This window comes from Pseudoalteromonas sp. APC 3224 (assembly GCF_030407535.1).
Lineage (GTDB): Bacteria > Pseudomonadota > Gammaproteobacteria > Enterobacterales > Alteromonadaceae > Pseudoalteromonas.
Genome location: NZ_JASDDF010000027.1, coordinates 43,297 through 66,387, shown reverse-complemented (window position 1 = coordinate 66,387; position 23,091 = coordinate 43,297). Strand labels below are relative to the sequence as shown.

Annotated in this window: 22 protein-coding genes; 5 read left to right on the top strand and 17 right to left on the bottom strand. The window is 41.1% G+C overall.

Features of this window, described 5'->3' with window-relative positions; genetic code table 11:
• Window positions 1-45 precede the first annotated feature (45 nt).
• Window positions 46-1,368 (top strand): O-antigen ligase family protein, encoded by a 1,323-nt coding sequence (locus tag QL989_RS13405; RefSeq protein WP_290170753.1) that lies wholly within the window; start codon window positions 46-48, stop codon window positions 1,366-1,368.
• A 276-nt stretch (window positions 1,369-1,644) separates the two neighbouring features.
• On the opposite strand, the gene QL989_RS13400 is transcribed toward QL989_RS13405, so the two are convergent.
• From QL989_RS13400 to yceD, 14 genes are all read right to left on the bottom strand, one after another.
• Window positions 1,645-3,504 carry an alkaline phosphatase D family protein gene (locus tag QL989_RS13400; RefSeq protein WP_290170752.1) on the bottom strand — a complete coding sequence of 620 codons (1,860 nt, stop codon included), beginning with the start codon at window positions 3,502-3,504 and terminating at the stop codon, window positions 1,645-1,647.
• A 4-nt stretch (window positions 3,505-3,508) separates the two neighbouring features.
• Window positions 3,509-4,288, bottom strand: a complete 780-nt coding sequence (locus QL989_RS13395) for a YchF/TatD family DNA exonuclease (protein ID WP_054200711.1) — start codon at window positions 4,286-4,288, stop codon at window positions 3,509-3,511.
• Between the two features lie 17 nt (window positions 4,289-4,305).
• Window positions 4,306-4,632, bottom strand: coding sequence for a PilZ domain-containing protein (locus QL989_RS13390; RefSeq protein ID WP_010389644.1), 327 nt, complete (start codon window positions 4,630-4,632; stop codon window positions 4,306-4,308).
• A 12-nt stretch (window positions 4,633-4,644) separates the two neighbouring features.
• Window positions 4,645-5,559, bottom strand: a complete 915-nt coding sequence (locus QL989_RS13385; protein ID WP_290170751.1) for a DNA polymerase III subunit — start codon at window positions 5,557-5,559, stop codon at window positions 4,645-4,647.
• Window position 5,560: 1 nt separating this feature from the next.
• Window positions 5,561-6,187 carry a dTMP kinase gene (gene tmk / locus QL989_RS13380; protein ID WP_010389641.1) on the bottom strand — a complete coding sequence of 209 codons (627 nt, stop codon included), beginning with the start codon at window positions 6,185-6,187 and terminating at the stop codon, window positions 5,561-5,563.
• Window positions 6,188-6,192: 5 nt separating this feature from the next.
• Window positions 6,193-7,179, bottom strand: coding sequence for an endolytic transglycosylase MltG (gene mltG, locus QL989_RS13375; protein ID WP_290170750.1), 987 nt, complete (start codon window positions 7,177-7,179; stop codon window positions 6,193-6,195).
• The gene (gene pabC, locus QL989_RS13370) at window positions 7,179-7,976 is read right to left on the bottom strand and encodes an aminodeoxychorismate lyase (RefSeq protein ID WP_290170749.1); all 798 of its coding nucleotides are present in this window, start codon (window positions 7,974-7,976) and stop codon (window positions 7,179-7,181) included. The genes mltG and pabC overlap by 1 nt, the downstream gene beginning before the upstream one ends.
• Window positions 7,977-8,044: 68 nt before the next feature.
• Complete coding sequence (gene fabF / locus QL989_RS13365; RefSeq protein ID WP_138562960.1) at window positions 8,045-9,283, bottom strand: beta-ketoacyl-ACP synthase II; 1,239 nt, start codon at window positions 9,281-9,283, stop codon at window positions 8,045-8,047.
• Between the two features lie 269 nt (window positions 9,284-9,552).
• A complete protein-coding gene (acpP, locus tag QL989_RS13360) occupies window positions 9,553-9,789 on the bottom strand; it encodes an acyl carrier protein (RefSeq protein WP_008109873.1) in 237 nt (78 codons plus the stop codon).
• Window positions 9,790-10,039: 250 nt separating this feature from the next.
• Window positions 10,040-10,786: a 3-oxoacyl-ACP reductase FabG gene (gene fabG / locus QL989_RS13355; protein WP_010389634.1), complete on the bottom strand. Its 747-nt coding sequence runs from the start codon at window positions 10,784-10,786 to the stop codon at window positions 10,040-10,042.
• Window positions 10,787-10,797: 11 nt separating this feature from the next.
• Entirely contained in the window at window positions 10,798-11,724 is a 927-nt protein-coding gene (fabD, locus tag QL989_RS13350) for an ACP S-malonyltransferase (protein WP_290170748.1), read from the bottom strand.
• Between the two features lie 55 nt (window positions 11,725-11,779).
• Entirely contained in the window at window positions 11,780-12,817 is a 1,038-nt protein-coding gene (gene plsX / locus QL989_RS13345; RefSeq protein ID WP_008467405.1) for a phosphate acyltransferase PlsX, read from the bottom strand.
• Window positions 12,818-12,829: 12 nt separating this feature from the next.
• Window positions 12,830-13,000, bottom strand: a complete 171-nt coding sequence (gene rpmF / locus QL989_RS13340) for a 50S ribosomal protein L32 (RefSeq protein WP_008109865.1) — start codon at window positions 12,998-13,000, stop codon at window positions 12,830-12,832.
• A gap of 9 nt (window positions 13,001-13,009) precedes the next feature.
• Window positions 13,010-13,534, bottom strand: coding sequence for a 23S rRNA accumulation protein YceD (gene yceD / locus QL989_RS13335; RefSeq protein ID WP_008109862.1), 525 nt, complete (start codon window positions 13,532-13,534; stop codon window positions 13,010-13,012).
• 131 nt (window positions 13,535-13,665) lie between these two features.
• Here yceD and QL989_RS13330 point away from each other — a divergent pair, with 131 nt between their 5' ends.
• Complete coding sequence (locus QL989_RS13330) at window positions 13,666-14,262, top strand: Maf family protein (RefSeq protein ID WP_290170747.1); 597 nt, start codon at window positions 13,666-13,668, stop codon at window positions 14,260-14,262.
• Here the strand turns inward: QL989_RS13330 and QL989_RS13325 are convergent, their stop codons facing one another.
• The gene (locus tag QL989_RS13325; protein ID WP_290170746.1) at window positions 14,263-14,922 is read right to left on the bottom strand and encodes an HAD-IA family hydrolase; all 660 of its coding nucleotides are present in this window, start codon (window positions 14,920-14,922) and stop codon (window positions 14,263-14,265) included.
• Window positions 14,919-15,878, bottom strand: a complete 960-nt coding sequence (gene rluC, locus QL989_RS13320) for a 23S rRNA pseudouridine(955/2504/2580) synthase RluC (protein ID WP_054200702.1) — start codon at window positions 15,876-15,878, stop codon at window positions 14,919-14,921. Before rluC ends, QL989_RS13325 begins: the two co-directional genes overlap by 4 nt.
• Before the next feature lie 774 nt (window positions 15,879-16,652).
• Between rluC and rne the strand changes: the two genes are divergently transcribed.
• Window positions 16,653-19,826, top strand: coding sequence for a ribonuclease E (gene rne, locus QL989_RS13315; RefSeq protein WP_290170745.1), 3,174 nt, complete (start codon window positions 16,653-16,655; stop codon window positions 19,824-19,826).
• A 401-nt stretch (window positions 19,827-20,227) separates the two neighbouring features.
• Here rne and yejK read toward each other — a convergent pair whose 3' ends face one another.
• Entirely contained in the window at window positions 20,228-21,244 is a 1,017-nt protein-coding gene (gene yejK, locus QL989_RS13310) for a nucleoid-associated protein YejK (RefSeq protein WP_109874826.1), read from the bottom strand.
• Window positions 21,245-21,307: 63 nt separating this feature from the next.
• Here yejK and QL989_RS13305 point away from each other — a divergent pair, with 63 nt between their 5' ends.
• Both QL989_RS13305 and QL989_RS13300 read left to right on the top strand, forming a co-directional pair.
• On the top strand, window positions 21,308-21,520 hold the full coding sequence (locus QL989_RS13305; protein WP_008109847.1) for a DUF1414 domain-containing protein: 213 nt from the start codon (window positions 21,308-21,310) through the stop codon (window positions 21,518-21,520).
• 5 nt (window positions 21,521-21,525) lie between these two features.
• On the top strand, window positions 21,526-23,022 hold the full coding sequence (locus tag QL989_RS13300) for a DUF3413 domain-containing protein (protein WP_138606998.1): 1,497 nt from the start codon (window positions 21,526-21,528) through the stop codon (window positions 23,020-23,022).
• Window positions 23,023-23,091: the final 69 nt, after the last annotated feature.

Below are 23,091 nucleotides of genomic sequence, written 5' to 3'. Positions count from 1 at the left end.
TAAACGCAGCCTATTGGCTGCGTTTTTACTTTGTTTGAGTTTATTTTGAATCGTTTTATATTTTTTTTAATTTGTTTGATCCTATTTCTACTTCCTCTTCCTTTAGGTAGTTACCGACCTTGGGCAATTTTAGCTATTGGCATTTTAACTAGCTTTACCTTTATTACTCACCTTACCCACAGTGTGTTAAATAACAACCAAGCGCTATTTCCGCCTCGCTATTCCTGGCCACTATTTTTTACTCTAAGTGCAGTTATTTTAGTTTGTGGTATACAGCTGTTTGGCGTGAGTGTTGATGCATTTCAAACCAAACAAATGTTATTAAAAACCTGTTTTTTACTCATGCTGAGCTGGTTAATATTTAACTACTGCAATAGTGCAGAGCGAATTAAAAAGTTAATTTATGCTGTTATTTGTGCCGGTGTATTTCAGGCGTTGTACGCTAGTTATTTAAACTTATCTCCCGATATAGTAAGCCCTTTATTTGGCTACAAACATACAGATCGTGCAATTGGCACTTTTACCTATTCTAACTTTTTAGCTAACTATTTAGCATTGTGCCTATGTTTAGGTATTGGTGTTTTAATTAGCGAACTAAAACGCACTAACAACGGCTATAAACCTACTTTAAAGCAAACATTACGTGCTTGGGCTGAGATTATATTAAGCTCTAAAATAATTTTGCGTATATCGCTAATTATTATAATTGTGGCGCTTATTTTAACTCGTAGCCGCATGGGTAATTCGGCCTTTTTTATAGCCTTAATTATAGTGAGCTTATTGGCGCTTTTTGTTTATAAGCAAAAGCCTAAAGCCTTTAAATTGCTGATTGTGAGCTTTTTTATTATCGATTTAATTATTATTGGTGCTATTTTCGATGTAGAAAAAGTAAAACAACGTATTAGCGAAACCAGCTTGCAATCAGAAACACGAGATGAAGTTGTACGTGACTCAATTCCACTGATTTTAGATAACCCATTATTGGGCTCTGGTGGCGGTACTTTTTATACTGCGTTTCCTGCGTATCAATCTGAGCCCTACTCTGGCTACTACGACAACGCGCATAACGATTATGTACAATTTGCAGTTGAGCTAGGTATTCCTGCCACAGCGTTATTAGGACTGCTAGTGCTTTATTGTTTGTGGTTATGTATTGATACTATGCGAACGCGTAAGACGGCGCTTTATCAGGGGGGGGCGTTTGGTTGTGCTACGGCCATAGTAGCCATGATGCTACATTCGTCGGTTGATTACTCCTTACAAGCCGGCGCAAACTCAATGCTGTTTATAGTGGTGTTATGTTTAGCGATATTAACCAATAAGTTACCGGCACCAAAGCGGATTAAAAAACGGCGAAATGAAAGTTAACGGGCTGCGGGGAGCGGGTTACGAGCCTAATACCCTCATACTTTAAACATGCGCGAGGTAAACTCCCGCCTACGAATAAGGGTAACATAGCGGTTTATTGTAGGCGGGGCTTTATGCCGCGCAAAGAAATTATTAACAAAGAGAGTTAAGAGACGCTGCGCTTTTAGATATTTACCCCGTAACTCGAAACTCGTCGCTCATCGCCCGTCGCCCGTCGCCCGTCGCTAACGACATTAAAAAATGACGCGACATAAAGTCGCTGCTACAAGTTCTAATTTACTTCTCTTCTAAATCAAATTCGGTGGTGTGGCCGTCGCCGTGGATTAGCTGATACCTGGCTAAATTACCCGCTTCAAGCGTAACCAAACTAATGGCAGAATCGCTTACTAAGTACTTTTGCCCTTTGCCTTTGGTTTGGTGCTTGTCTACTTCCATATGCCAACGTTTGGTAAAAAAGTTAAGTGGGCTTTTGGGGCCGTATAAAATAGAGTCGAGCTTGTCGAGTATATTTATTAGCTTGCGTGGAAACTCATTTTTAATGCCACTGGCTGTCAGTTGCCAAATTCTGTTGGGATGATAGCCAAAACGCTTTTGCACTGAAAAACAAAACGAATAGTGTACATCGCCCGATAAAATCAGCGTTTCGTTTGGGGTGTCGGTGCGCCTAAAGGTGTTGAGTAACTTTTTGGCTGAGCCTTCGTGCGCCATCCAGTTTTCTACATCAACCATCAGTGGTTGCCCACACATATTAAACACCGCTTGAATTGCCTCTATCGATTTAACCCCAAACACGGGAGCAGGCGATACAATAATTACTTGGTCATGGCTTAATAGGCTTTCTTCTAGCTCTGTGAGACGTTCCCAATCAAGTAAGCCTGAGGGTTCATTAAAGTTTTGCTCATTACGCCAACGGTGAGTACGGGTATCGAGCACCACCACTTTAGGAATGGTCATTAGCTCGTAATGCCAATGGTTAAAATCGTTAAGGTGTTTATCAAACGCTTTAAATTGCCACTGCATATCACCGGCTAAACAATCGTTAAAAGGGCTCAGTAACGATCCGGTTTTTTGAAGTGCGTCGTTGCCCATTCCCTGAAACAACCAATAGCTCGCTAAGCCATTATTTACAATACGCTTGCTGCTGGGGTTTTGATTAATGGCTTGCTCCCACCCTGCGGTGAGGTTCCAATCGTCGGTTACATCATGGTCATCAAACATCATTAAGGTAGATACATTGGCAAACAATCGCTCTACCTCTGCTAAACCTTGTGCATAGTCGATTAATGCGGTTTTTTCTGCATTAAATAGCGCTTGATTTTTTCCGTTACCACCTGAGTAACTTAAGTTATTTAGGTCAATGTATTGCCATGCTTGGCTACTAAAATTGAGTAAATACAGTGCTACGAACTCTTCAAAATGAATCAGATGATTATACGCTTTTACACTAGAAAAATGCGGTTCGTCCTTTTTTAACCAATAGCCAATACCTAGTTTTGAGCGGTTTTTCCATGAGGTAGTTGGCAACAAGTAATGGCGACCATACAACTGTTCTGCAATTTCAGCGGGTAAATCTAAATCAAGTGGCTGCTCTTTATAAATACCCAAGTGCTTAATTAGCTGATGTATCGCTAATAACATGGGGCCAGCTACATCGTCAGCATAAATTTGATCGCCCGAAAGCAATAATAACTGTGCCCCCTGCTGTTCATTACTTCGCTGAACGGCTTGCCAATGGCTTGAACTTACTAGGCTGTCTTTTGCAGGATGATGCGCATTGCGGCACGAGCCATGTAATATTTGCGTTAGTTTTTTGGGGATCACAAATTCAGGTAATGGCTGACTGTTAAAGCTAAATGCTGATAAATCAACAGGGGTGTCATCAAAAAATAGTTGGTATGATAATAATGTATCGCGCGCGAACTGACTGTTTATAGGTTTAATTACCACAAACTGTAAGAATAAATATTCACCTAGCCTTATGGTGTCTTGTTCGCTATAGCACTCGTAGCCAATTAGCTCTACACGGCAATTTACTGGCTTTGAAGTAGCAAACTGAATACAAACTGCAGCTTTTTCTGCTCGGCGCACCATGGGCCCCATAATTAACAGCGGGTGTTGCACCGAGAGAATCGTCATGAGGTTAGCCTTTAGCTGCTAATTTAAATAAAGAGTAAAAGTTATCAGTAGTGGCTTTTGCCAACTCGTTAAAGCTAATGCCTTTGAGTTCACTAATGTAATAAGCCACGTCTTCAACATACGCTGGCTGATTAGTTTTACCACGATATGGTACTGGCGCTAAGTAAGGCGAGTCGGTTTCAATAAGCAGTCGATCGAGTGGAATTTGTTTTACTACTTCTTTAAGCTCTACCGCATTTTTAAAAGTCACAATGCCTGAAATAGAAATATAAAAACCCATATCAATGGCTTTTTTGGCCATATCCCAATCTTCGGTGAAACAGTGAAGTACCCCACCGCAATTTTCTGCTTTGTGCTCACGCATTAAATTAATGGTATCGGCACGCGCATCACGGGTATGAATAATAAGTGGCTTTTGTAATTCATTAGCTACCTCAATATGGCCAACAAAACTCGCTTGTTGCACTGCATGAGTATCTTTTGCATAGTAATAATCAAGCCCAGTTTCACCTATGGCTACTACTTTGTCGTGTGAGGCTAAATCAATTAATTGCTGTTTGTTGAGTGCGTCTTTTTGATCCAGTGGATGCACGCCACATGACGCAGACACGTCATCGTAATGCTTAATTTGCTCTAGCATATTGGGAAACTGATCAAGTGTGACACTGACACATAAAAAGTGCTCTACTTTTTTAGCGCGTGCATTATCAAGTACTTGGTCTAGGTTTAAATCAAGTTTATCAAAATCAAGGCGGTCTAAATGGCAATGAGAATCTACAATCAAAATAAGGCCTGTTTTTACTACATGGTATAAGTTGGATTGCCGGAGTTTAACATAGTCCCCAGCAGTTTTTCGATCTTCGCGTTTAGATTGGTTTTATCATCTAAAAAGCTAATGCCGATCCCCGGTGGATTTGAGCTCTGAGCGCCTTGTGGAGTGACCCACGTAACCTTTCCGGTTACCACGTCATCTTCTAGCGCGTCAGGTAAGGTAACGCGTAAGGCAAGTGAATACCCAGGTTCATAACGCATATTGGTGCGTACAAATAACCCACCTTTTTTTAAAAAAGGCATGTAACAGCGATATAGTTCATCAAGGTCGTCTATATCTACTAATAGCTCTTGCATATCTAGTCCTTTTTATTGGTTACGTAATGTATACGCTAGTCGTGATACCGCAAGCGGTAAATTTAACCCAAGTATTTGTATGTTATTCTGTAAAAAATCATTCAGTGCTTGCTGAGCTACTTGATAAGAGTCAAAACTCATGCCATTTAAAAGCTGTTGTTTGAGCTGCTCACTTAAAAATAAAGTAAAAATACGAACAAGCTCGGGCTGTTTATTTATTATATCGACTAACGCATTGAAATTATGGCTTTGTTTAAACTCAGTTGCAAATTTATAAAGCGTATCAATATTTTCTAGCTGATTTTGCTGTTGCCACTGCTTTACTTGCAATGGTTGACTATAAAATAACGACAACCAGGTATAGTTAGGCACATCCAAACTACTTAACCATTGTTGTGCTAATTGGTTATTGGTTACTTTTACCTCGGTTTTAGCACAGCGGCTTAAAATAGTGGCAGGTAATTGCGCCACTTGGCTGGTTGTCAGGATTAAAAACCGACTATTACTTGGCTCTTCAAGGGTTTTTAATAACGCATTAGCGGCTGCGGTGGTCATTTTTTCGCAGTTTTGAATAATCGCTACTTTATTGCCATTTTGAGCCGCGGACTGGTGCATAAAATCGCTTATGCCGCGAATATCATCAACACCTATGCTTTGCCCTTCTACTTGGGTAATGCGCTTGTCTGGGTGTGTACCCGCTAAGTTTAATGAACAACTTTTACAGTGCCCACAAGGGCTTAGTACGCTAGTGGGGCTACTTAACTGTGCTTGCGTATTTTGGCATAACAAACTGTTTGCGAGCTGCTCACTTAGTTCAAACTTGCCAACCCCAATGGGCCCACACAACAGCTGCGCATGGTGAAAACGCTTCGCTTTATAGCTTTGAGTTAAGCGTTGCTCTACCTCATTAAGCCACGGCAATGCCATATTATTTTAACCCTGAAAAAAATGTGCGTAGTACATTGGTAATATCACGATGTACTTTATCGATGCTTTGGTTGGCATCAACTGTTTTTATGCTGTCATCATCATTTGCAAGCTCAATGTAACGCATACGGGTCCGCTGAAAAAACTCAATGGCTTCTTGCTCAATTCTATCTAGCTCACCCCGGCCTTTTGCACGTTCAAGGCCAATAACAGGGTCTATATCTAAGTAAATAGTTAAATCGGGTTTTAAACCTTTTAACACCATAGACGATAGCGACGCTAACGTGTTTGCACTAATTCCTCGCCCACCGCCTTGATACGCCTGTGACGATAAATCGTGACGATCAGCCAATACCCACTGGCCTTGTTCAAGCGCTGGGTTGATCACATTATGCATTAGTTGTGAACGCGCGGCATACATAATTAGCAGCTCAGTTTCAAAAGCTATTTCTTCTTGGTGTTCTGCTTTTACTAAAGTACGTAACGATTCAGCCAGTGGTGTTCCACCGGGTTCGCGTACATTAATAAAATCAACATGGTGATGATTTAAAAAGTCTTGGCACAGGGCAATGGCGGTAGATTTACCCGCGCCCTCTAGGCCTTCTATAACTATAAATTTTGGTTTCATAAACACTAATTCTTTTTATTTAAAATATACTGGTTAACCGCCGCATTATGTTGTTTTAATGTGGTTGAAAACTGATGGCTACCATCGCCTTTTGCTACAAAGTAAACATACTCGCTTTTGGGCGGGTTTACCGCCGCTAAAATAGCTTCTTTGGAGGGCATGGCAATCGGTGTGGGCGGTAATCCGTTAATACGATAAGTATTATACGGCGTGTAATTTCTTAGGTCTTTACGTTTGATATCGCCGTCAAAATCTTCGCCTAGTCCATATATTACAGTTGGGTCGGTTTGTAAGCGCATATTCGTATTTAAGCGATTAATAAACGCCGAAGCAATTAACGGGCGCTCACTGGCAAGCGCGGTTTCTTTTTCGATAATAGAAGCCATTATCAGGGCTTCATAGGCAGTATTGTAAGGTAAATCACTTGCCCGTTGCTGCCATGCATCTGCCAATGTTTGCTGCATTTTTTGCGCAGCGCGTTTTAATAAACTACTCGCGCTGTCGTTACTATGATAATGATAAGTATCGGGAAACAACCACCCTTCAAGGTGAGTTTGCTTGCCGATTATTTGCTCGCCAAGCTGTTCGAGCTTTAAATCGTTTTGTAAATGTGGAGCAATTTTTACCGTATTTAATACATCTCTAAGTGCTTGACCTTCAATAATGGTAAAACTAAAACTAATTTGCTCACCCTGGTTTATTTTTTTTATGTTGTTTATTACGCTATCTGCGCTTAGCTCGTACAAACCTGCTTTTAGGTCAGTCAAGGTCGGGTCGAGTTTAGCTAATATTTGAAACCGCCAGCAATCTTCAAGCCACTGCTGCTGTTGCCATTGGCGACATAACTTATTAAAACCGGTGCCTTTTTCAACTTTAAATTGAGTATTAGTATCTAATTTTAATGGCGTTTGAATGGTTGCTTGTAATTGCTGGTAGCCAATCACAGAGCTAAAAAAAGCCAGTAGTAATACTGATAATATAACTTTTAACACTAAGCCTCCTTGGCTAATAACTCGTTTAGTAATGATTGGCTGTGCACAATATCAAAATAGTGCTCGTCTAGGCTTTTTACGGGCACAATTTTCATTAAGCTGTTACATAAAAATACGGCGTCTGCTTGGGTAAGGTCATCAACGCTGACAGTTTTAAATTCAACGGCTAATTTATCACATAAAGATTGTAGAAAAACACCTTTAATACCGCATTCATCTAGCCTTGGGCTAAATACCTTATTATTTTTTATTGCAAAAATATTAGCCGCTGAAGTTTCAATTACATTGTTGTTGTAATCAAGCACTAACGCATCATCGCTGTGCTGAGTTTGTAGGGCATTTTTGATCAGTACTTGTTCAAGTCTATTTAAAGTTTTAAGTCCAGCTAAATGAGGTTGAACGGCCAGCTTAATCGGGCTAATAGCTAAGCTAATTCCCGAATCTGTTAAGCTGTTGTAATGATCTGGATAAGCTAAAACACTCACAATAATGTTTAAATTACATTCACTTGGTGGCGCATAGCCTCGCCCGCCCTCGCCTCGTGTTATCACGACTTTAAGGACCGCTTGAGGATGTGATGCTATTAGCTGAGTAATGTGCGACTCTAGTGCATTAAACTCAAGTGCAGGAAAGCCCAAACGCTGCGCACATTCAATTAAACGTGCTTTATGATAAGCCCAATGCTCAACTTGTCCATCAGTAACCATTGCAGTAGTAAAAAAGCCATCGCCATAATTTAAGCCCCTATCACGGGTGCTTATATTACTGGTTTCACTTGCTGTTATTATTGTTTGCATATTTTTTTACACATAAAAAAACCCAGTTAAACAACTGGGTTCTTATTGTCGTTCGTTGTTAAAAAAGATTATACCTTTTTAAACAGTAACGAGCCATTAGTACCACCAAACCCAAATGAGTTACACAAAGCGTAATCAAGTTTAGCGTCACGTGCTGTATGCGGTACGTAATCTAAATCACAGCCTTCGTCTGGATTATCTAAGTTAATCGTTGGCGTCACTTTTTGCTCGGTCAACGATAAAATAGATACTATCGACTCAACAGAGCCCGCAGCTCCAAGTAAGTGACCCATCATAGATTTAGATGAACTTACCATTACATCCTTAGCTGAATCACCAAAAATAGTTTTAACCGCTGACGTTTCGGCTTTGTCGCCCGCATGAGTAGACGTACCATGTGCATTGATGTAGCCAACTTGCTCTGCATTTACTTGCGCATCATTTAATGCGTTTTCCATAGCCAGAGCTGCACCTGCGCCATCTTCTGGTGGTGAGGTCATGTGGTACGCATCACCACTCATACCAAAACCAACAAGTTCTGCATAAATTTTAGCGCCACGTGCTTTCGCGTGTTCGTATTCTTCAACAACCACCACACCGGCACCATCAGAAAGTACAAAACCATCACGGTCTTTATCCCACGGGCGAGACGCTGCTTGTGGATCGTCATTACGCGTTGAAAGCGCACGTGCGGCATTAAAACCACCCATTCCAATTGGTGTACAGGCTTTTTCTGCGCCACCGGCAACCATTGCATCGGCATCGCCGTAGGCAATCATACGAGCGGCATGGCCAATGTTGTGCAGGCCTGTAGTACATGCCGTTACAATTGAAATATTAGGACCACGTAAGCCGTGCATTATAGATAAATGACCCGAGATCATATTAATAATGGTAGACGGCACATAAAACGGCGATAACTTACGTGGGCCGCTGTTTAATAATTTTATGTGGTTTTCTTCAATGAGGGTTAAGCCACCAATGCCTGAACCCACCGCTACACCTATGCGTGTTGCGTTTTGTTCAGTGACTTCGAGGCCAGAATCTTGAAAAGCTTGAACACCCGCTGCAATGCCATACTGGATAAATAAATCCATTTTTTTAGCATCTTTTGGTGACATATAAGCCGATGCATCAAAATCATTGATTAAACCAGCGAAGTGAGTACCAAATTTTGATGTATCAAAGTGGGTAATATTTTGAATACCACTTTTAGCATCTAATAAGCCTTGCCAGGTTGATTGAACATCATTGCCTAGCGGCGTCAACATTCCTAAGCCAGTTACGACGACACGACGTTTAGCCACGGTTTGCCTCCAATAAGGAATTATTATTATACCAATTAACTTAGCTCAGTTTATTTCAGCGTTAACGCTGTTGCTAGTTATGTTATTAGTATGGGGGATGATCATACCCAAGCTACCTCAAAGTGCGAGTCTCAAACCAATAACCAACGCTGAGCAATAACAATTTAATTGCTGATGATGAGTGAGGGTTTGGAATTGAATCATGTACTTTGAGGTGGTTTGGATATAAAGATTAAAGGCAGCGAATGCTGCCCTTAATTTGCGATTAATTACTCAGCGTGAGCTGTAACGTAATCGATTGCAGATTGTACTGTAGTGATCTTTTCAGCTTCTTCATCTGGGATCTCAGTGTCGAACTCTTCTTCAAGAGCCATTACTAATTCAACAGTATCAAGAGAGTCTGCACCTAGGTCATCAACGAATGAAGCTTCGTTTTTAACTTCTTCTTCTTTAACACCTAGCTGTTCGATGATAATTTTCTTTACGCGTTCTTGGATATCGCTCATTCTTCTTTCCTTTATTAAAAACGCCAATGCGTTATTTTCAGATTGCGGCGTAGTTTACGTCCGATAATTCTCTGATTCAATCTTTTGACCATAAATAATTTGCTGGTCAAACCTCTTGAGTGTTTATTTTATCTTTTATCGCTTATTTTCACAGCGATTTCAAGTATGTTTAAAGCAAGTTTGCGAAAAATTCAATATTTTTTAGCAAACCCGCATGCAATTTATAGTTTATTTAATTCGCATTGCGAACTTAAACCATGTACATCGCACCATTTACATGCAAAGTTTCACCTGATACATACGCAGCGGCGTCAGATGCTAAATAACATACTGCAGCTGCAATCTCATCTGGCTGACCTAAACGACCCGCAGGTACGTTTGCAAGCGTTGCTGCTTTTTGCTCATCTGTCAAATCATCGGTCATATCTGTTTGAATAAAACCAGGTGCTACCACGTTTACAGTAATACCACGAGAAGCTACTTCACGCGCTAGTGACTTAGAAAAACCGATAACACCCGCTTTAGCTGCTGCATAGTTGGCTTGACCCGCATTACCCATAGTACCCACTACAGAGCCGATATTGATGATACGGCCGTTCTTTTTCTTCATCATAGGGCGAAGTACAGCCTTAGATAAACGGAAGATAGAACTTAAGTTGGTATCGATAATATCGTCCCACTCATTTTCTTTCATGCGCATTAATAAGTTATCGCGCGTAATACCTGCATTATTTACTAATACATCAATATCACCTAAATCGGCTTTAATTGCCGCTAATGTCGCCTCAATCGATGCAGGATCAGTTACGTTTAACGCATAGCCCTTACCGTTATCACCTAAGTAGTCACTAATTTTGGCTGCACCCGACTCGCTTGTTGCTGTGCCCGCTACTTTTGCACCTTGTGCTACTAATGTGTTTGCAATGGCCTTACCAATACCACGGCTAGCGCCAGTGATCAGGACAACTTTGCCCTCTAAAGAAAATAAATTACTCATTTTATATACTCTTATTTAGCTGAATCGATTGATGCAAGGTCGTTAACTGAACCACACACCATCGCTTTATCAATACGTTTTGCAAGCCCGGTTAGTACTTTACCAGGACCAAATTCATAACTTTGCGTTACACCTTGTGCAACCAGTGCTTGTACCGTTTCGGTCCAACGTACTGGGCTATATAGCTGACGCACTAATGCCTCTTTAATTGCATCTGCTGAACCTTCAGCCTTTACATCAACATTATTAATTACATCACACTTAGGTGTATTAAATGTTAAAGCGGCTAAATCGGCGGCTAATTTTTCTGCGGCTGGTTTCATTAGTTCACAATGTGACGGTACACTTACCGATAATGGCAGTGCACGTTTTGCTCCGGCTTCTTTACAAGCAACAGAGGCTCTATCAACTGCATCTTTATGACCGGCAATAACCACTTGCCCTGGCGAGTTATAGTTTACTGGAGAAACCACTTCACCTTGTGCAGATGCAGCACAAGCGGTTTTAATTTCATCGTCGCCTAAACCAATAATAGCAGCCATAGAACCTACACCAGCAGGTACGGCTTCTTGCATATATAAACCGCGATTTTCAACCAATTTTACGGCTTCGCTTAAACTGATCACATCGCTACATACTAAAGCTGAATACTCACCCAGGCTGTGACCTGCCATAACGACATCTGCATCTGGGTTTGCAGCTAACCAATGACGATAAATAGCAACGCTTGCAGTTAATAATGCAGGCTGAGTACGGTGTGTTTGATTTAGTTTTTCTTCTGGACCGTTAAGTACAAGGTCTGCTAGGTCGTAACCAAGTGCGCTTGAAGCTTCTGCAAATGTAGCTTTTACTATGTCAGAACTCGCTAGTAGCTCTTGTAACATACCCACAGTTTGCGAGCCTTGACCTGGAAAAAGAAGTGCAATTTTTTGTGCCATAATTTGCTCTTATAATTAAACAAAATAAATAATGTGTAACACGGCACGTTAACTGTTATTCAACCGCCGTGTCTTTAGAATGTGTTTTTTCGAAAATAGCAGCTATTTTATCTGGAAGCTGACGTTCTACTTCTTTCACTGCTTCGTCGATTGCGGCATGAAATGCTTTAGCTGAGGCATTTCCATGGCTTTTAACAACAATACCGCGCAATCCTACCAGAGAAGCGCCGTTATACTGGTCGGGGTTCACTCTTTTATAGAGTTTTTTTATGATTGGCGCCAACATAAACGCCATACACTTGTAAACGACGTGCTTTTCGAGGGCACGGGTAAACTTTTTCATGATAAGTTTAGCAATGCCTTCACAGGTTTTAAGTGCAACATTACCAACAAAGCCTTCACAGACAATAACATCGGCTTTGCCAGAAAAAATATCGCTGCCTTCACTGTAACCAATATAATTAATCAGCTCGCTTTGTTGCATTAATTGTGCGGCTTGCTTAATTTCTTCATGGCCTTTTATATCTTCAGCACCAATATTTAATAAACTCACTTTAGGGTTATCGCAGCCAAGTGCTTGGCCTGCAACCACAGAGCCCATAATGCCGAACTGATACAGCATTTGCGCATCACAATGCACATTAGCGCCTAAGTCGAGTAAGTAAACGGGATTTTTACGTTCAGTAGGTACAGCAGAGATAAGTGCGGGACGTTTCACCCCTGGAAGCATTTTTAATACGTAATGCGCCATAAAAAATAGCGCTCCTGTATTGCCAGAGCTAACACAGGCTTGCGCTTCACCCGATTTAACTAAATCAAGGGCAACTCGCATGGAGGAATCTTTTTTTGAGCGTACAGCAACAGCGGGTTCGCAGGCATTGGTAACAACATCGTTACAATGGCGAATAATTAATCTGGGATGAGAAAGTGAATCAAGTGATTCTAGTTGTTTAGCTATTACTTGCTCGTTGCCACATAAAATGAGTTTTAAGTTGGCATTAGCATTTACCGCACGAACGGCTGCGGGGATAGATGAACGGGGGCCATAATCGCCCCCCATCATATCTAACGCTATGGTTAGATTAGTCAGCATATAAGCAATCTCTTAGTTAGAAATTACTTGAACGCCTTTGTAGTAACCATCTGCAGTCACATGGTGACGACGATGAGTCTCACCAGATGTTTGGTCTACAGTTAAAGTTGGACCACTGATCGCATCGTGTGAACGGCGCATGCCGCGTCTTGCACGAGACTTTTTGCTTTTTTGTACAGCCATAGTCTTCTCCTAAGAATCTTTCTTAAGTTGTTTCAAAATATCAAATGGATTTGGTTTATCATCTTCCGCCTTTAAAACACCAAAGCTGGCAGGCTCTGCTGTATAACTGCATGAAGCTTCGTTGTGGGTAGGCACTAATGGCACTGCTAAAATAAGTTCGTCTTCGATTAACTCAAATACGTCTATTTCACCATTTTCATCAAGTGCTACTTCGTCGTAGCTTTCTGGAAGATCATCTGACTCTGCATCCAAACCGACTGGCGAATACACAAAGTCTTGATCCAAATCCAACCCTAAATCACCATTACAACGTTGACAAGTTACAGTTACGTGTGTTGACAAATTGCCACTAATCACAACTAAACCTTGCTCATCGTTTTTGCAATGAATTTTTACCGCTATTTCACCTACTTCTTCCTGGATAACCCCTCGTAAACGAGGAAGTTTCTCAAGCGGTACAACGCCGTCATACTTTAAACGATGCTGAGCTGCTTTGCCCGGATGAAGGGTGATGGGAATTTTCACCTTTTGCATAGGGGCTGCATCATATAGATAGTTAGTAAGTTAGTCAAAGTAAAAAACCAATTTTACGTTGTTTTTCACGTGTTTTACTCACGGATCTGATTTATCCTAACTCAATCTGATTTACGCTAGGAAAACATGCCATGAAGCACTCCCTTATATTAGCCTCAAGCTCGCCATTTAGGCAGTCTTTATTACAAAAATTTAATCTGCCGTTTGAAACGTTTTCGCCCGATGTTGACGAAACGCCGCATAAAAACGAAACACCAACCATGCTTGTTAAGCGCCTCAGCGAATTAAAAGCCGCTGCAGCCGTCGATCATTTTGACCAAGGCCTCGCAATTGGCTCCGATCAGGTTGCTGTATTTGATGGTCAAATATTAGGTAAGCCGCACAATAAAGAAAACGCTATCAAGCAATTGAGCTTATTTAGCGGGCAAACAGTCACTTTTTTAACGGGCTTGTGTGTGTTCGATATTCATACTAAGCAATGCAAAACCATTGTTGAGCCATTCAATGTAACCTTTAAAACGTTAACAACGGCGCAAATAAGTGCTTATTGCGATGCAGAGCAACCTTATAACTGTGCAGGAAGTTTTAAAAGTGAAGGCTTGGGTATTTGTTTATTTGAAAGACTCAGTGGTGATGATCCAAACAGCTTAATTGGTTTACCACTGATTAAACTCAGCCAATTATTGGCTGAGTTTGGTGTTGATGTATTAGCAGCGCAAATTAACTGATTAGCCGAGTAATATATTTTGCAACTGCTGATAGTTGTTAGCGGTTGCAATCGGAGTTAATTCATTAAGTTGCGCAGCGTTGTGCACACCCATGGTTACCCCTATTCTATCCATGCCAGCGGCTTTTGCCATTGCCATATCTATTTGCGTGTCGCCTATCATTAGCGCTTCATCAACATTTATCCCTAGCTCTTCAAGCAATTGATAAAGCATATCGGGAGCGGGTTTTGATTTAGCGTCGTCACTGGTTCGCGTAGCACTAAAAAAGTGACGCAACTGGCTTTCATCTAGAAGGCGTTCCAGCCCTATTCGGCTTTTACCTGTGGCAACCGCCAATATTACGCCTTGATTTTTTAACGCAGTGAGTACCTGTGCAACGTGATCAAACACCGGTGTTGGGGTGGTATCAAGTGCATATTGCTGTTTATACCCTGCAATAAGCGCTTCGTGATGTTCACTGTAGTTAGGAAACAAGGTTGCGATTGCGTTTTCAAGCGATAAACCAATAATATTTTTACTGGCGGTATCGCTTGGCGGCTCAATATTAAGTGATTGGGCACTTTTGCGAATGCAATTAACGATTTTGCTAATTGAATCCATGATGGTGCCATCCCAATCAAAAATCACTAGCTTATATTTTTTAATCGGCGTTAAATTCACGCTTTTGCTGCTCTAAGTTTAACCAAACAGCTTGATAGTGCTTTATCCAGCGGTGCTTCTACTCGCATAGTGGTTTCGTTTTTCGGATGATAGAAGCTTAAATCATGGGCGTGTAAAAATAAGCGGTTTAAACCACGTTTACGCATTGACTCGTCAAATCCTTGGTCGCCGTATTTGTCATCACAGGCAATGGCATGACCTTGGCACTGAGTGTGCACACGAATTTGGTGAGTACGACCAGTTACAGGGGATGCTTGTACTAATGAACAATCGTTATAACGCTCAAGCACTTTAAAACGGGTATGCGACGGTTTGCCTTCCGTGTTATCAACACGTACTACGCGCTCACCCGATTTAAGGGTATTTTTACGCAAACCTTCCGTTACATTTTTCGTTTTCGAGTCCCATTGGCCTTCTACCAATGCCCAGTAATTTTTTTCCATGGTTTTTTCGCGTAATTGCTCATGCAAAGCGGTCAGCACTGAGCGACGCTTAGCAATAAGTAAACAACCTGAGGTATCGCGGTCTAACCGATGCACAAGCTCAAGGCTACGCTCTTCTGGGCGTAAAACGCGTAATGCTTCAATAAGCCCGTAGCTTAAGCCACTACCGCCATGAACAGCCATGCCTGAGGGCTTATTAATAACAATCAGGTATTTATCTTCAAATAATATATCGTCTTCGAGGCGCGTTACTTTATCGAGTTTTGACGGTACAAACTCTTCACGCTCTGACACTCTAATTGGCGGTATACGAATAACGTCGTCTAGCTGCAATTTATAAACAGGCTTAATACGTTTTTTATTTACACGCACCTCACCCTTACGAAGAATTTTGTAAACTGCGCTTTTAGGCACCCCTTTTAAATGGGTAATAAGAAAGTTATCAATACGCTGACCTAAGTGGTCTTCGTTGATAGTGACAAAAGTTACTTGTAAGCCGGTTTTTTCTGACATTGCCTAATCACTGATTTAAGTAAAATAATTTAGTTGCTAACACGGTTATAATAGTGGGATAATCAGCAGCGCAAATATTTAGTATTTGCAAATAACAACGGTGCTTTTTAACACAACAAAACATTCGTGATGCACATTCTGGGTAACCGATCATACAGATCCGAGTTAAGTTTTCCAAAGCTTTTATACATACCCAGTTAACACGTGCGCACAACTAACGGCAATGCGCGTAATATATTGCTGGTTAAGTTTGAACATGAATTGATTTTTAATGTGATAGTAAAAGCAATGAACAGATAATTTGTCTGATAGTGACGGCGTAAAACACGCCGTTCAGAATTCGCTCAAATATTGTAGTAGTACCGTACAGCAGCTTATTTAGAACTAAAAAAATCTAATAAATAAGCGTTCATTAACATCGGTAGCGATTTTTGCTCATAAAATAGATAACGGTAGTTTTAAAAACGAAACTATGGTTTGAACCTAAAGAGCCCTACGCACCTAATATGAATGCATTTAATAAGATTGATATGACAGGCCAACTTCTGGATAAAACGTGTATTGAGCTAAATAGCCGACACATTTGAATCCTTTTAGAATTTAATAGCGTGATAACACCCTATTGTTTGCCGGCATTTAAAATACTGCGTACCAAAATACAGAGCCGTTCCGTTAAAGACCCAGTCGTGAGGCTGCACATTCTAAAAATAGGAACACCTGAACAGGCGAGAAAAACATCGTCATGTCAGCGACATAAACTAGTAGAGTAACATTATGAAACGTATGCTAATCAATGCAACGCAGCAAGAAGAAATGCGCGTAGCACTGGTTGACGGCCAGCGCCTATATGATTTAGATATAGAAAGCCCAGGTCACGAACAGAAAAAAGCCAATATTTATAAAGGCAAAATCACACGCATTGAACCATCTTTAGAAGCAGCATTTGTTGACTACGGTGCTGATCGTCATGGTTTCCTTCCATTAAAAGAAATTGCTCGTACTTACTTCCCGCAAGGTTACACCTTCCATGGTCGTCCGAATATTCGCGACGTGATCAAAGAAGGTCAAGAAGTAATCGTACAAGTTGATAAAGAAGAGCGCGGCCAAAAGGGTGCAGCATTAACTACCTTTATCAGTGTTGCCGGCAGCTACTTAGTGCTTATGCCTAACAACCCTCGTGCTGGCGGTATTTCTCGTCGTATCGAAGGTGATGAGCGTACTGAACTTAAAGAGTCGCTAAGCCGCTTAGAACTGCCTAAAGGTATGGGCTTAATTGTACGTACTGCGGGTGTAGGTAAATCGTTTGAAGAACTAAACTACGATTTAAAAGCATTATTAGTCCACTGGGAAGCCATTCAACAAGCGGCAGACAGTGCTAAAGCACCATTCTTAATTCACCAAGAAAGTAACGTGATTTTCCGCGCTATTCGCGATTATTTACGTCGTGACATTGGTGAAATTTTAATTGATAAGCCACGTGTTTTTGAAGAAGCTAAAGCGCACATTGAGCGTTTTCGTCCTGACTTTATGAGCCGCGTTAAGCTTTATCAAGGTGACACACCATTATTTACGCATTACCAAATTGAAAGCCAAATTGAGTCTGCGTTCCAACGTGAAGTGCGTTTACCGTCAGGCGGTTCAATTGTTATTGACCCTACTGAAGCACTTACGTCTATCGATATTAACTCGTCTAAAGCAACAAAAGGCGGTGATATTGAAGAAACAGCACTTAACACCAACCTAGAAGCAGCGGATGAAATTGCACGTCAACTTCGTTTACGTGACTTAGGTGGTTTAATTGTTATCGACTTTATTGATATGACACCTCCACGTCATCAACGTGAAGTAGAAAACCGCTTAAAAGATGCTGCTCGCCCAGACCGTGCCCGTGTACAAATTGGCAAAATTTCGCGCTTTGGTTTACTTGAAATGTCGCGTCAGCGATTACGCCCTTCACTAGGTGAAGCAAGCCAAGGTGTTTGTCCACGTTGTAGCGGCCAAGGTACTATTCGTTCAAACGAGTCAATTGCACTATCAATTTTACGCTTGATTGAAGAAGAAGCAATTAAAGACAACACTGCACAAGTAAACGCACAAGTGCCTGTTGCCGTTGCCGCTTATTTATTAAATGAGCAACGTCGTAGCGTTCACCGCATTGAAAAGCATCATAAATGTGATGTAGTGATTATTCCTAATCAACACATGGAAACACCACATTACGAAGTTATGCGTTTACGTAAAGACGAAACACTTGAAACAGTAAGTTATGAGCAAGTTGTTGCGCCTGAGCCTGAAGCATTTGAAATGTCTAAATCGCCAGCAGCACCTGTACGTGAAGAGCCGAAGCTTAAAGGTGTCGTTATGCCTTCTAGCCCTGCTCCACAAGCAGCAGCAAAAGCTGCGCCAGTAGTAGAAGCAAAAGCTGAAATTGGCCTATTTACTGCACTTGGCAAATGGATTAAGTCGTTATTTGCAAGCGAAAGTGAACAAACAACACAAGAGTCTACAGATAAAAAATCTCAAGAGCGTACCAATAACAACCGTGGTAATGATAATCGTCGTCGTAACAACCAACGTCGTCGCAATAATAACCCACGTAATAAACCACGCAACGAACGTAATACAGAGTCTGAAACTAAAAATGAATCAGCACCTGTAAGCGATACGCAAGAAAAGAATGAAAACCGCAATAAGCGCCGTCGTAATTCAAATACGCGTAAACGTCCTGAGCATAAAACAGAAGATAAAACGCAAGTAAAAGCAGAGGCAACTCAAAAAGCGGATACTGCGCCTAAATCTGATAAGAATGCTGAGCCAAAAGAGCAAAAGCCTAAGGTACGTCGTCAACGTCGTAATTTACGCAAAAAAGTTCGCGTACAAGACGAAAGTGCTGAGCAAGTTCAAACAATAGAACAAGCTGTTGAGCAACCTGTGGTGAAAGAAGAAAAGCCACAAGTGAAAGAGCAAGCACCTGTTGTTGAAAAGCAAACGCCTGTTGTTGAAAAAGCACCTGCACCTGCTAAAGAACAAGCAGAAGCTGTTGTTGATTCAAACGATAACGCAGTAACACAAGATGAAGAACAAGAGCAAACACGCACTCGTTCACGTCGTTCACCACGTCATCTTCGTGCATCAGGTCAGCGTCGTCGTCGCCCTGAAGGTGAAAACACGCAAGAAAAGTCTGATGAAGCGCCTGCGTTTGTACCCGTTGCTGATCAAGCTGCAGCTGAATACGAAGCAGAGCTAAAAGCAAAAGCACACAAAACGGCTGTTGATGCCTCTGATGCAGTTGAACAAAACATTGTTGAAGAAGAGTTAGCGAAAACTGAAGAACCAGTAAAAACTGAAGAGCCAGTGAAAACTGAAGAACCAGTGAAAGCTGAAGAACCAGTGAAAGCTGAAGAGCCAGTTAAAGCTGAAGAGCCAGTTAAAACTGAAGAACCAGTAAAAACTGAAGAACCAGTGAAAACTGAAGAACCAGTGAAAACTGAAGAACCAGTGAAAACTGAAGAACCAGTGAAAACTGAGGAACCAGTAAAAACTGAAGAACAAGTGCAAACTGAAGAACCAGTGAAAACTGAGGAACCAGTAAAAACTGAAGAACAAGTGCAAACTGAAGAAGTCGCTATTGAAGCTGAAACCGCACCGGTTAGTGCTACTGAAACACCTGTAGAAGCTAAAGAAGCGCCTGTAGTTGAAAGTCAGCCTGAGAAAGTGTCGCAAGCGAGCTCAGCTAATGTAAACGCTAAAACAGTGATTACAGCTGGACATGCAAGTGCGCCAATGGCACAGCCAACACCTGTAGCTGATAGCGAAATCAAGCATACATCAGTTGCAATGGCACATGACAAGCGTGAGTTAATCCCTGACAGTGGCCTTCGCCCTGGCTCGGTAAAACCTGCTGGTCGTGCAAGCTCTGCAATGACTAAAACACTTAATGCTGAATAAGCACTAAGTTTAGCTCAAAGCATAAAAAAACCGCGTTAATTGATTTTAACGCGGTTTTTTATTGCTTGGAATTTATGTAACTGGCAACGGGGTTCGGACTGCGAGGAGTGGGTTAAAGGTTAAAGGTTAAAGGTTAAAGGTTAAAACATTTGAAGCTTCGCTTCACACGTGAGCAAGCTCTACGTCTACCAGTTATCTGCTAATACCTGTTTTATCTTCTCATTTAATCCTCATTCTCTTCTCTTAGTGCAATTAGATCTTAAGAAAATTGTTCACAAAGAGGGCTAAGAGACGCTGCGCTTTTAGAGGGTAAAATTATAATCGAAAGTTAGCGGGGCGGGCTGCGGGGTTCGGGTTACGAGCCTGATCCCGAAACCCGTAGCTCGCAGCCCGCCGTGAGTTTAATCTTGCTCTTGTTCCATGAAACGTTGCAGTTGGTCTTTAAGGTTTGGCGGAATGCCCTTGATCACTAAGGTATCAGTGGCTTCATTATAAGTTACACGTTCACCTAAATGTTTACGCTCAAAGCTAATGCTCACACCGCCACCTAAGCCTGAAAACTTCACCATACTCGTTACTGTTTTCTTATCGACTGGGAATGACTCTTCTAGGTCATAGCTTTGCTCTTTACAAAAGCTCTCAAACGGGTTGTCGTCGCCTTTGGTCAGCGTTGCTGAAAGCTCACTTACATTAGCCTCTTCGCCTGTGGTGACACAGTCGTTACAATAATCAAATACTTGTTTACGTAAATCGTCTTTTTCAGACTTATCAAATTCTTGCTCTGATAAGTAGTCTTCTACCGCGCTTAGCATTACTTGGCTTTGTTGCTTAGGATCAATGCCCTCTTCACAACCTAAGAAATCTAAAAAGAAGTCAGCCACTTTTCGCCCTGCACGACCTTTAATAAACGAAATATATCGATTATCATCTGCTTGGGTATCCCATGCTGTTAAATCGATACGTGCAGCCAATTGCATACGCGAAATATCTAAATGGCGCGATGCGGCTAAATCAAGCTCTGAAGTCATGGAGTAGTGCTCTTTAATGTTGATCATGGCAATCAACATATAATCAGTAGCCACGTACTGATAATGACAAAATACTAAGTAGCCAGTTTCATTAAAGGCGTATTTATCTAACTCTTCTTTTAATACCGTTGATGCCTGCTCGGTCATATGCCAAAAGCCAAGCTCATTATTACGATAGCTTTGCATAGTAGAGGCAACAATGCTGTTTTTTTCTCCACTAAAAGCACAAAAACCTTTGCCTGGCTTGCCGTTGTAGGCGTGGTGTAATTGCTCAATGAATACAGCAACTTTGTCGTTGATCATCATTTCGTCGTTGCGAAGGTGAATTTGGGTGTCGTCATCTTTTTTGTCTACATAGTGCACGACTAATTTTTTAACATCTATTGCCATCTTTGTTTTTCACGCCTCTGGTGTTAAAATACGGGAATATAACTATTTTTATTGAACCAACTGATGCCAATCTTATCAAAATACTCTAATGAAGAAGTAGAACAAATCGTCGATCAGCTTATTGATGTTTTATCAAAACACAATGCGCCGGTTGATTTAAGTCTTATGTGTTTAGGAAATTCTATCACGCATATCTTAAAAGAGCATGTACCAACAGGGAAAAGACAAGCTGTTACTGAGAACTTTGCAAAAGCACTCGCTCAGTCGGTTAAATAAACTCTATGAATTTATCGCAGCATAACCAGTTTTCATCGAAAGCAAGTCAATTATTAAGTTGGGGCCATTGGTTTACATTTGCCAATATTGGTTTGGCGCTTTTAATTAGCTTAAGCTATTTATTTGCCGACTCGCCACCCACCACTTTTATAGGTATCGCTTATATGGTGGTTACGTGGCTAAGCCACACCAGCTTTATTGCCTTTTTAGCGTTTGTGCTGACGGTCTTTCCTTTAAGTTTAGTGTTCCCCTATCCGCAGCATATTCGCGGCATGGCGGCAGTGATAGCAACAATAGGTGCTTCAATACTGACTTTAGACGCTTATGTGTATTTTAACTTAGGCTATCACTTAAATGCCTCAGCACTGCCTGAAATTATTTCGCTGTTGTGGCACCGCTTAACAAATTCACCGGCGCTCACTACCTTGCTAGCAGGAAGTATTGTATTACTTATTTTAGGCTTTCAGCTTACAGTTAGTAACTTTACTTGGCACCATCTAGCACGCTTAAAGCAATTTAAATTTGCGCGTTATGCAGGTTCTTTTTTAGTGATTTGTTTTGCATTAAGCCACAGCATTCATATTTGGGCTGATGCAAATTTAAAGTTTGATATCACCAAGCAAGACAACGTACTGCCACTTTCGTACCCTACTACAGCCAAAAGTTTACTCGCTAAAAACGACTTATTGGATGTTGAAAGCTACGAACAGGCACATAATGTTAAAATTAATAACCAAGGTATTAATTACCAAATACCTACCCCATTAGCAAAATGTGAAGATTACAACGCGGCTAAAGTTGATATTTTAGTTTTTGATAATGACGAGCAGTTAACAAAATTTGTTGCTAGCAAAAAAAGCATTTATAAAAACCAACAATTTTTACAACCCACCGATCAGAGCGACATGCTATTTGGTTTGGTGTATGGCCTGCCTGCATTTTATAAAACCGACATTATTGAGCAACAAACCTTACCCGTTTGGCAAAGCCAACGTCGAAGTGTAAAAGTATTTGGTATTGATGAGCTGAGCTTTATTAACGAGCAAGCACACAAAGACAGTGCAATCAGGGTGATTAAAGCGACTGAAAATGCAACGGTTCGTGATGATGCTACTGAGTTTTTTGCATTTAGTGTGTCTCAAAACAGCAATGAAATAGTGACCACGTCAACGCTATATAGCTCAGATAAGTTTATTTCTAAAGTGAATGGTTTAATTCAACCTAGTGATATTATTGCTACTAGCCTTGGCCAATACTTAAACTGTAATGCGCTTGCTAAGCAAACTATGCTAGGCGAAAACTTATACAGTAAAAGCAATAATATTGGCGTTAATTACTCACAAGGTGTCGTAATTGCTTATAAAAAAGATAGAATTACGCTGATTGATCGTGATGGAAACTTTAGAAACATTTCCGCGGCTGAAGGGTTTTCTATTGAGCAAGGACTTGATATTCCGTTTTTAGTACACAGTATTAAAAAGCTTAAAACGTTTTCTCAATAGCACCTAATAATATGAGCGAGCCATTAAAACTGACTCGCTTGGTTTCTGTTATTGCTCCTTTGCACTTGC

What these genes read in the sequence shown, in the direction of transcription:
- QL989_RS13400 (WP_290170752.1), bottom strand. Translation starts at nt 3,504, where the DNA reads ATGACGATTCTCTCGGTGCAACACCCGCTGTTAATTATGGGGCCCATG.
- QL989_RS13390 (WP_010389644.1), bottom strand. Translation starts at nt 4,632, where the DNA reads ATGCAAGAGCTATTAGTAGATATAGACGACCTTGATGAACTATATCGC.
- QL989_RS13385 (WP_290170751.1), bottom strand. Translation starts at nt 5,559, where the DNA reads ATGGCATTGCCGTGGCTTAATGAGGTAGAGCAACGCTTAACTCAAAGC.
- tmk (WP_010389641.1), bottom strand. Translation starts at nt 6,187, where the DNA reads ATGAAACCAAAATTTATAGTTATAGAAGGCCTAGAGGGCGCGGGTAAA.
- pabC (WP_290170749.1), bottom strand. Translation starts at nt 7,976, where the DNA reads ATGCAAACAATAATAACAGCAAGTGAAACCAGTAATATAAGCACCCGT.
- acpP (WP_008109873.1), bottom strand. Translation starts at nt 9,789, where the DNA reads ATGAGCGATATCCAAGAACGCGTAAAGAAAATTATCATCGAACAGCTA.
- fabG (WP_010389634.1), bottom strand. Translation starts at nt 10,786, where the DNA reads ATGAGTAATTTATTTTCTTTAGAGGGCAAAGTTGTCCTGATCACTGGC.
- fabD (WP_290170748.1), bottom strand. Translation starts at nt 11,724, where the DNA reads ATGGCACAAAAAATTGCACTTCTTTTTCCAGGTCAAGGCTCGCAAACT.
- plsX (WP_008467405.1), bottom strand. Translation starts at nt 12,817, where the DNA reads ATGCTGACTAATCTAACCATAGCGTTAGATATGATGGGGGGCGATTAT.
- rpmF (WP_008109865.1), bottom strand. Translation starts at nt 13,000, where the DNA reads ATGGCTGTACAAAAAAGCAAAAAGTCTCGTGCAAGACGCGGCATGCGC.
- yceD (WP_008109862.1), bottom strand. Translation starts at nt 13,534, where the DNA reads ATGCAAAAGGTGAAAATTCCCATCACCCTTCATCCGGGCAAAGCAGCT.
- QL989_RS13330 (WP_290170747.1), top strand. Translation starts at nt 13,666, where the DNA reads ATGAAGCACTCCCTTATATTAGCCTCAAGCTCGCCATTTAGGCAGTCT.
- rluC (WP_054200702.1), bottom strand. Translation starts at nt 15,878, where the DNA reads ATGTCAGAAAAAACCGGCTTACAAGTAACTTTTGTCACTATCAACGAA.
- rne (WP_290170745.1), top strand. Translation starts at nt 16,653, where the DNA reads ATGAAACGTATGCTAATCAATGCAACGCAGCAAGAAGAAATGCGCGTA.
- yejK (WP_109874826.1), bottom strand. Translation starts at nt 21,244, where the DNA reads ATGGCAATAGATGTTAAAAAATTAGTCGTGCACTATGTAGACAAAAAA.
- QL989_RS13305 (WP_008109847.1), top strand. Translation starts at nt 21,308, where the DNA reads ATGCCAATCTTATCAAAATACTCTAATGAAGAAGTAGAACAAATCGTC.
- QL989_RS13300 (WP_138606998.1), top strand. Translation starts at nt 21,526, where the DNA reads ATGAATTTATCGCAGCATAACCAGTTTTCATCGAAAGCAAGTCAATTA.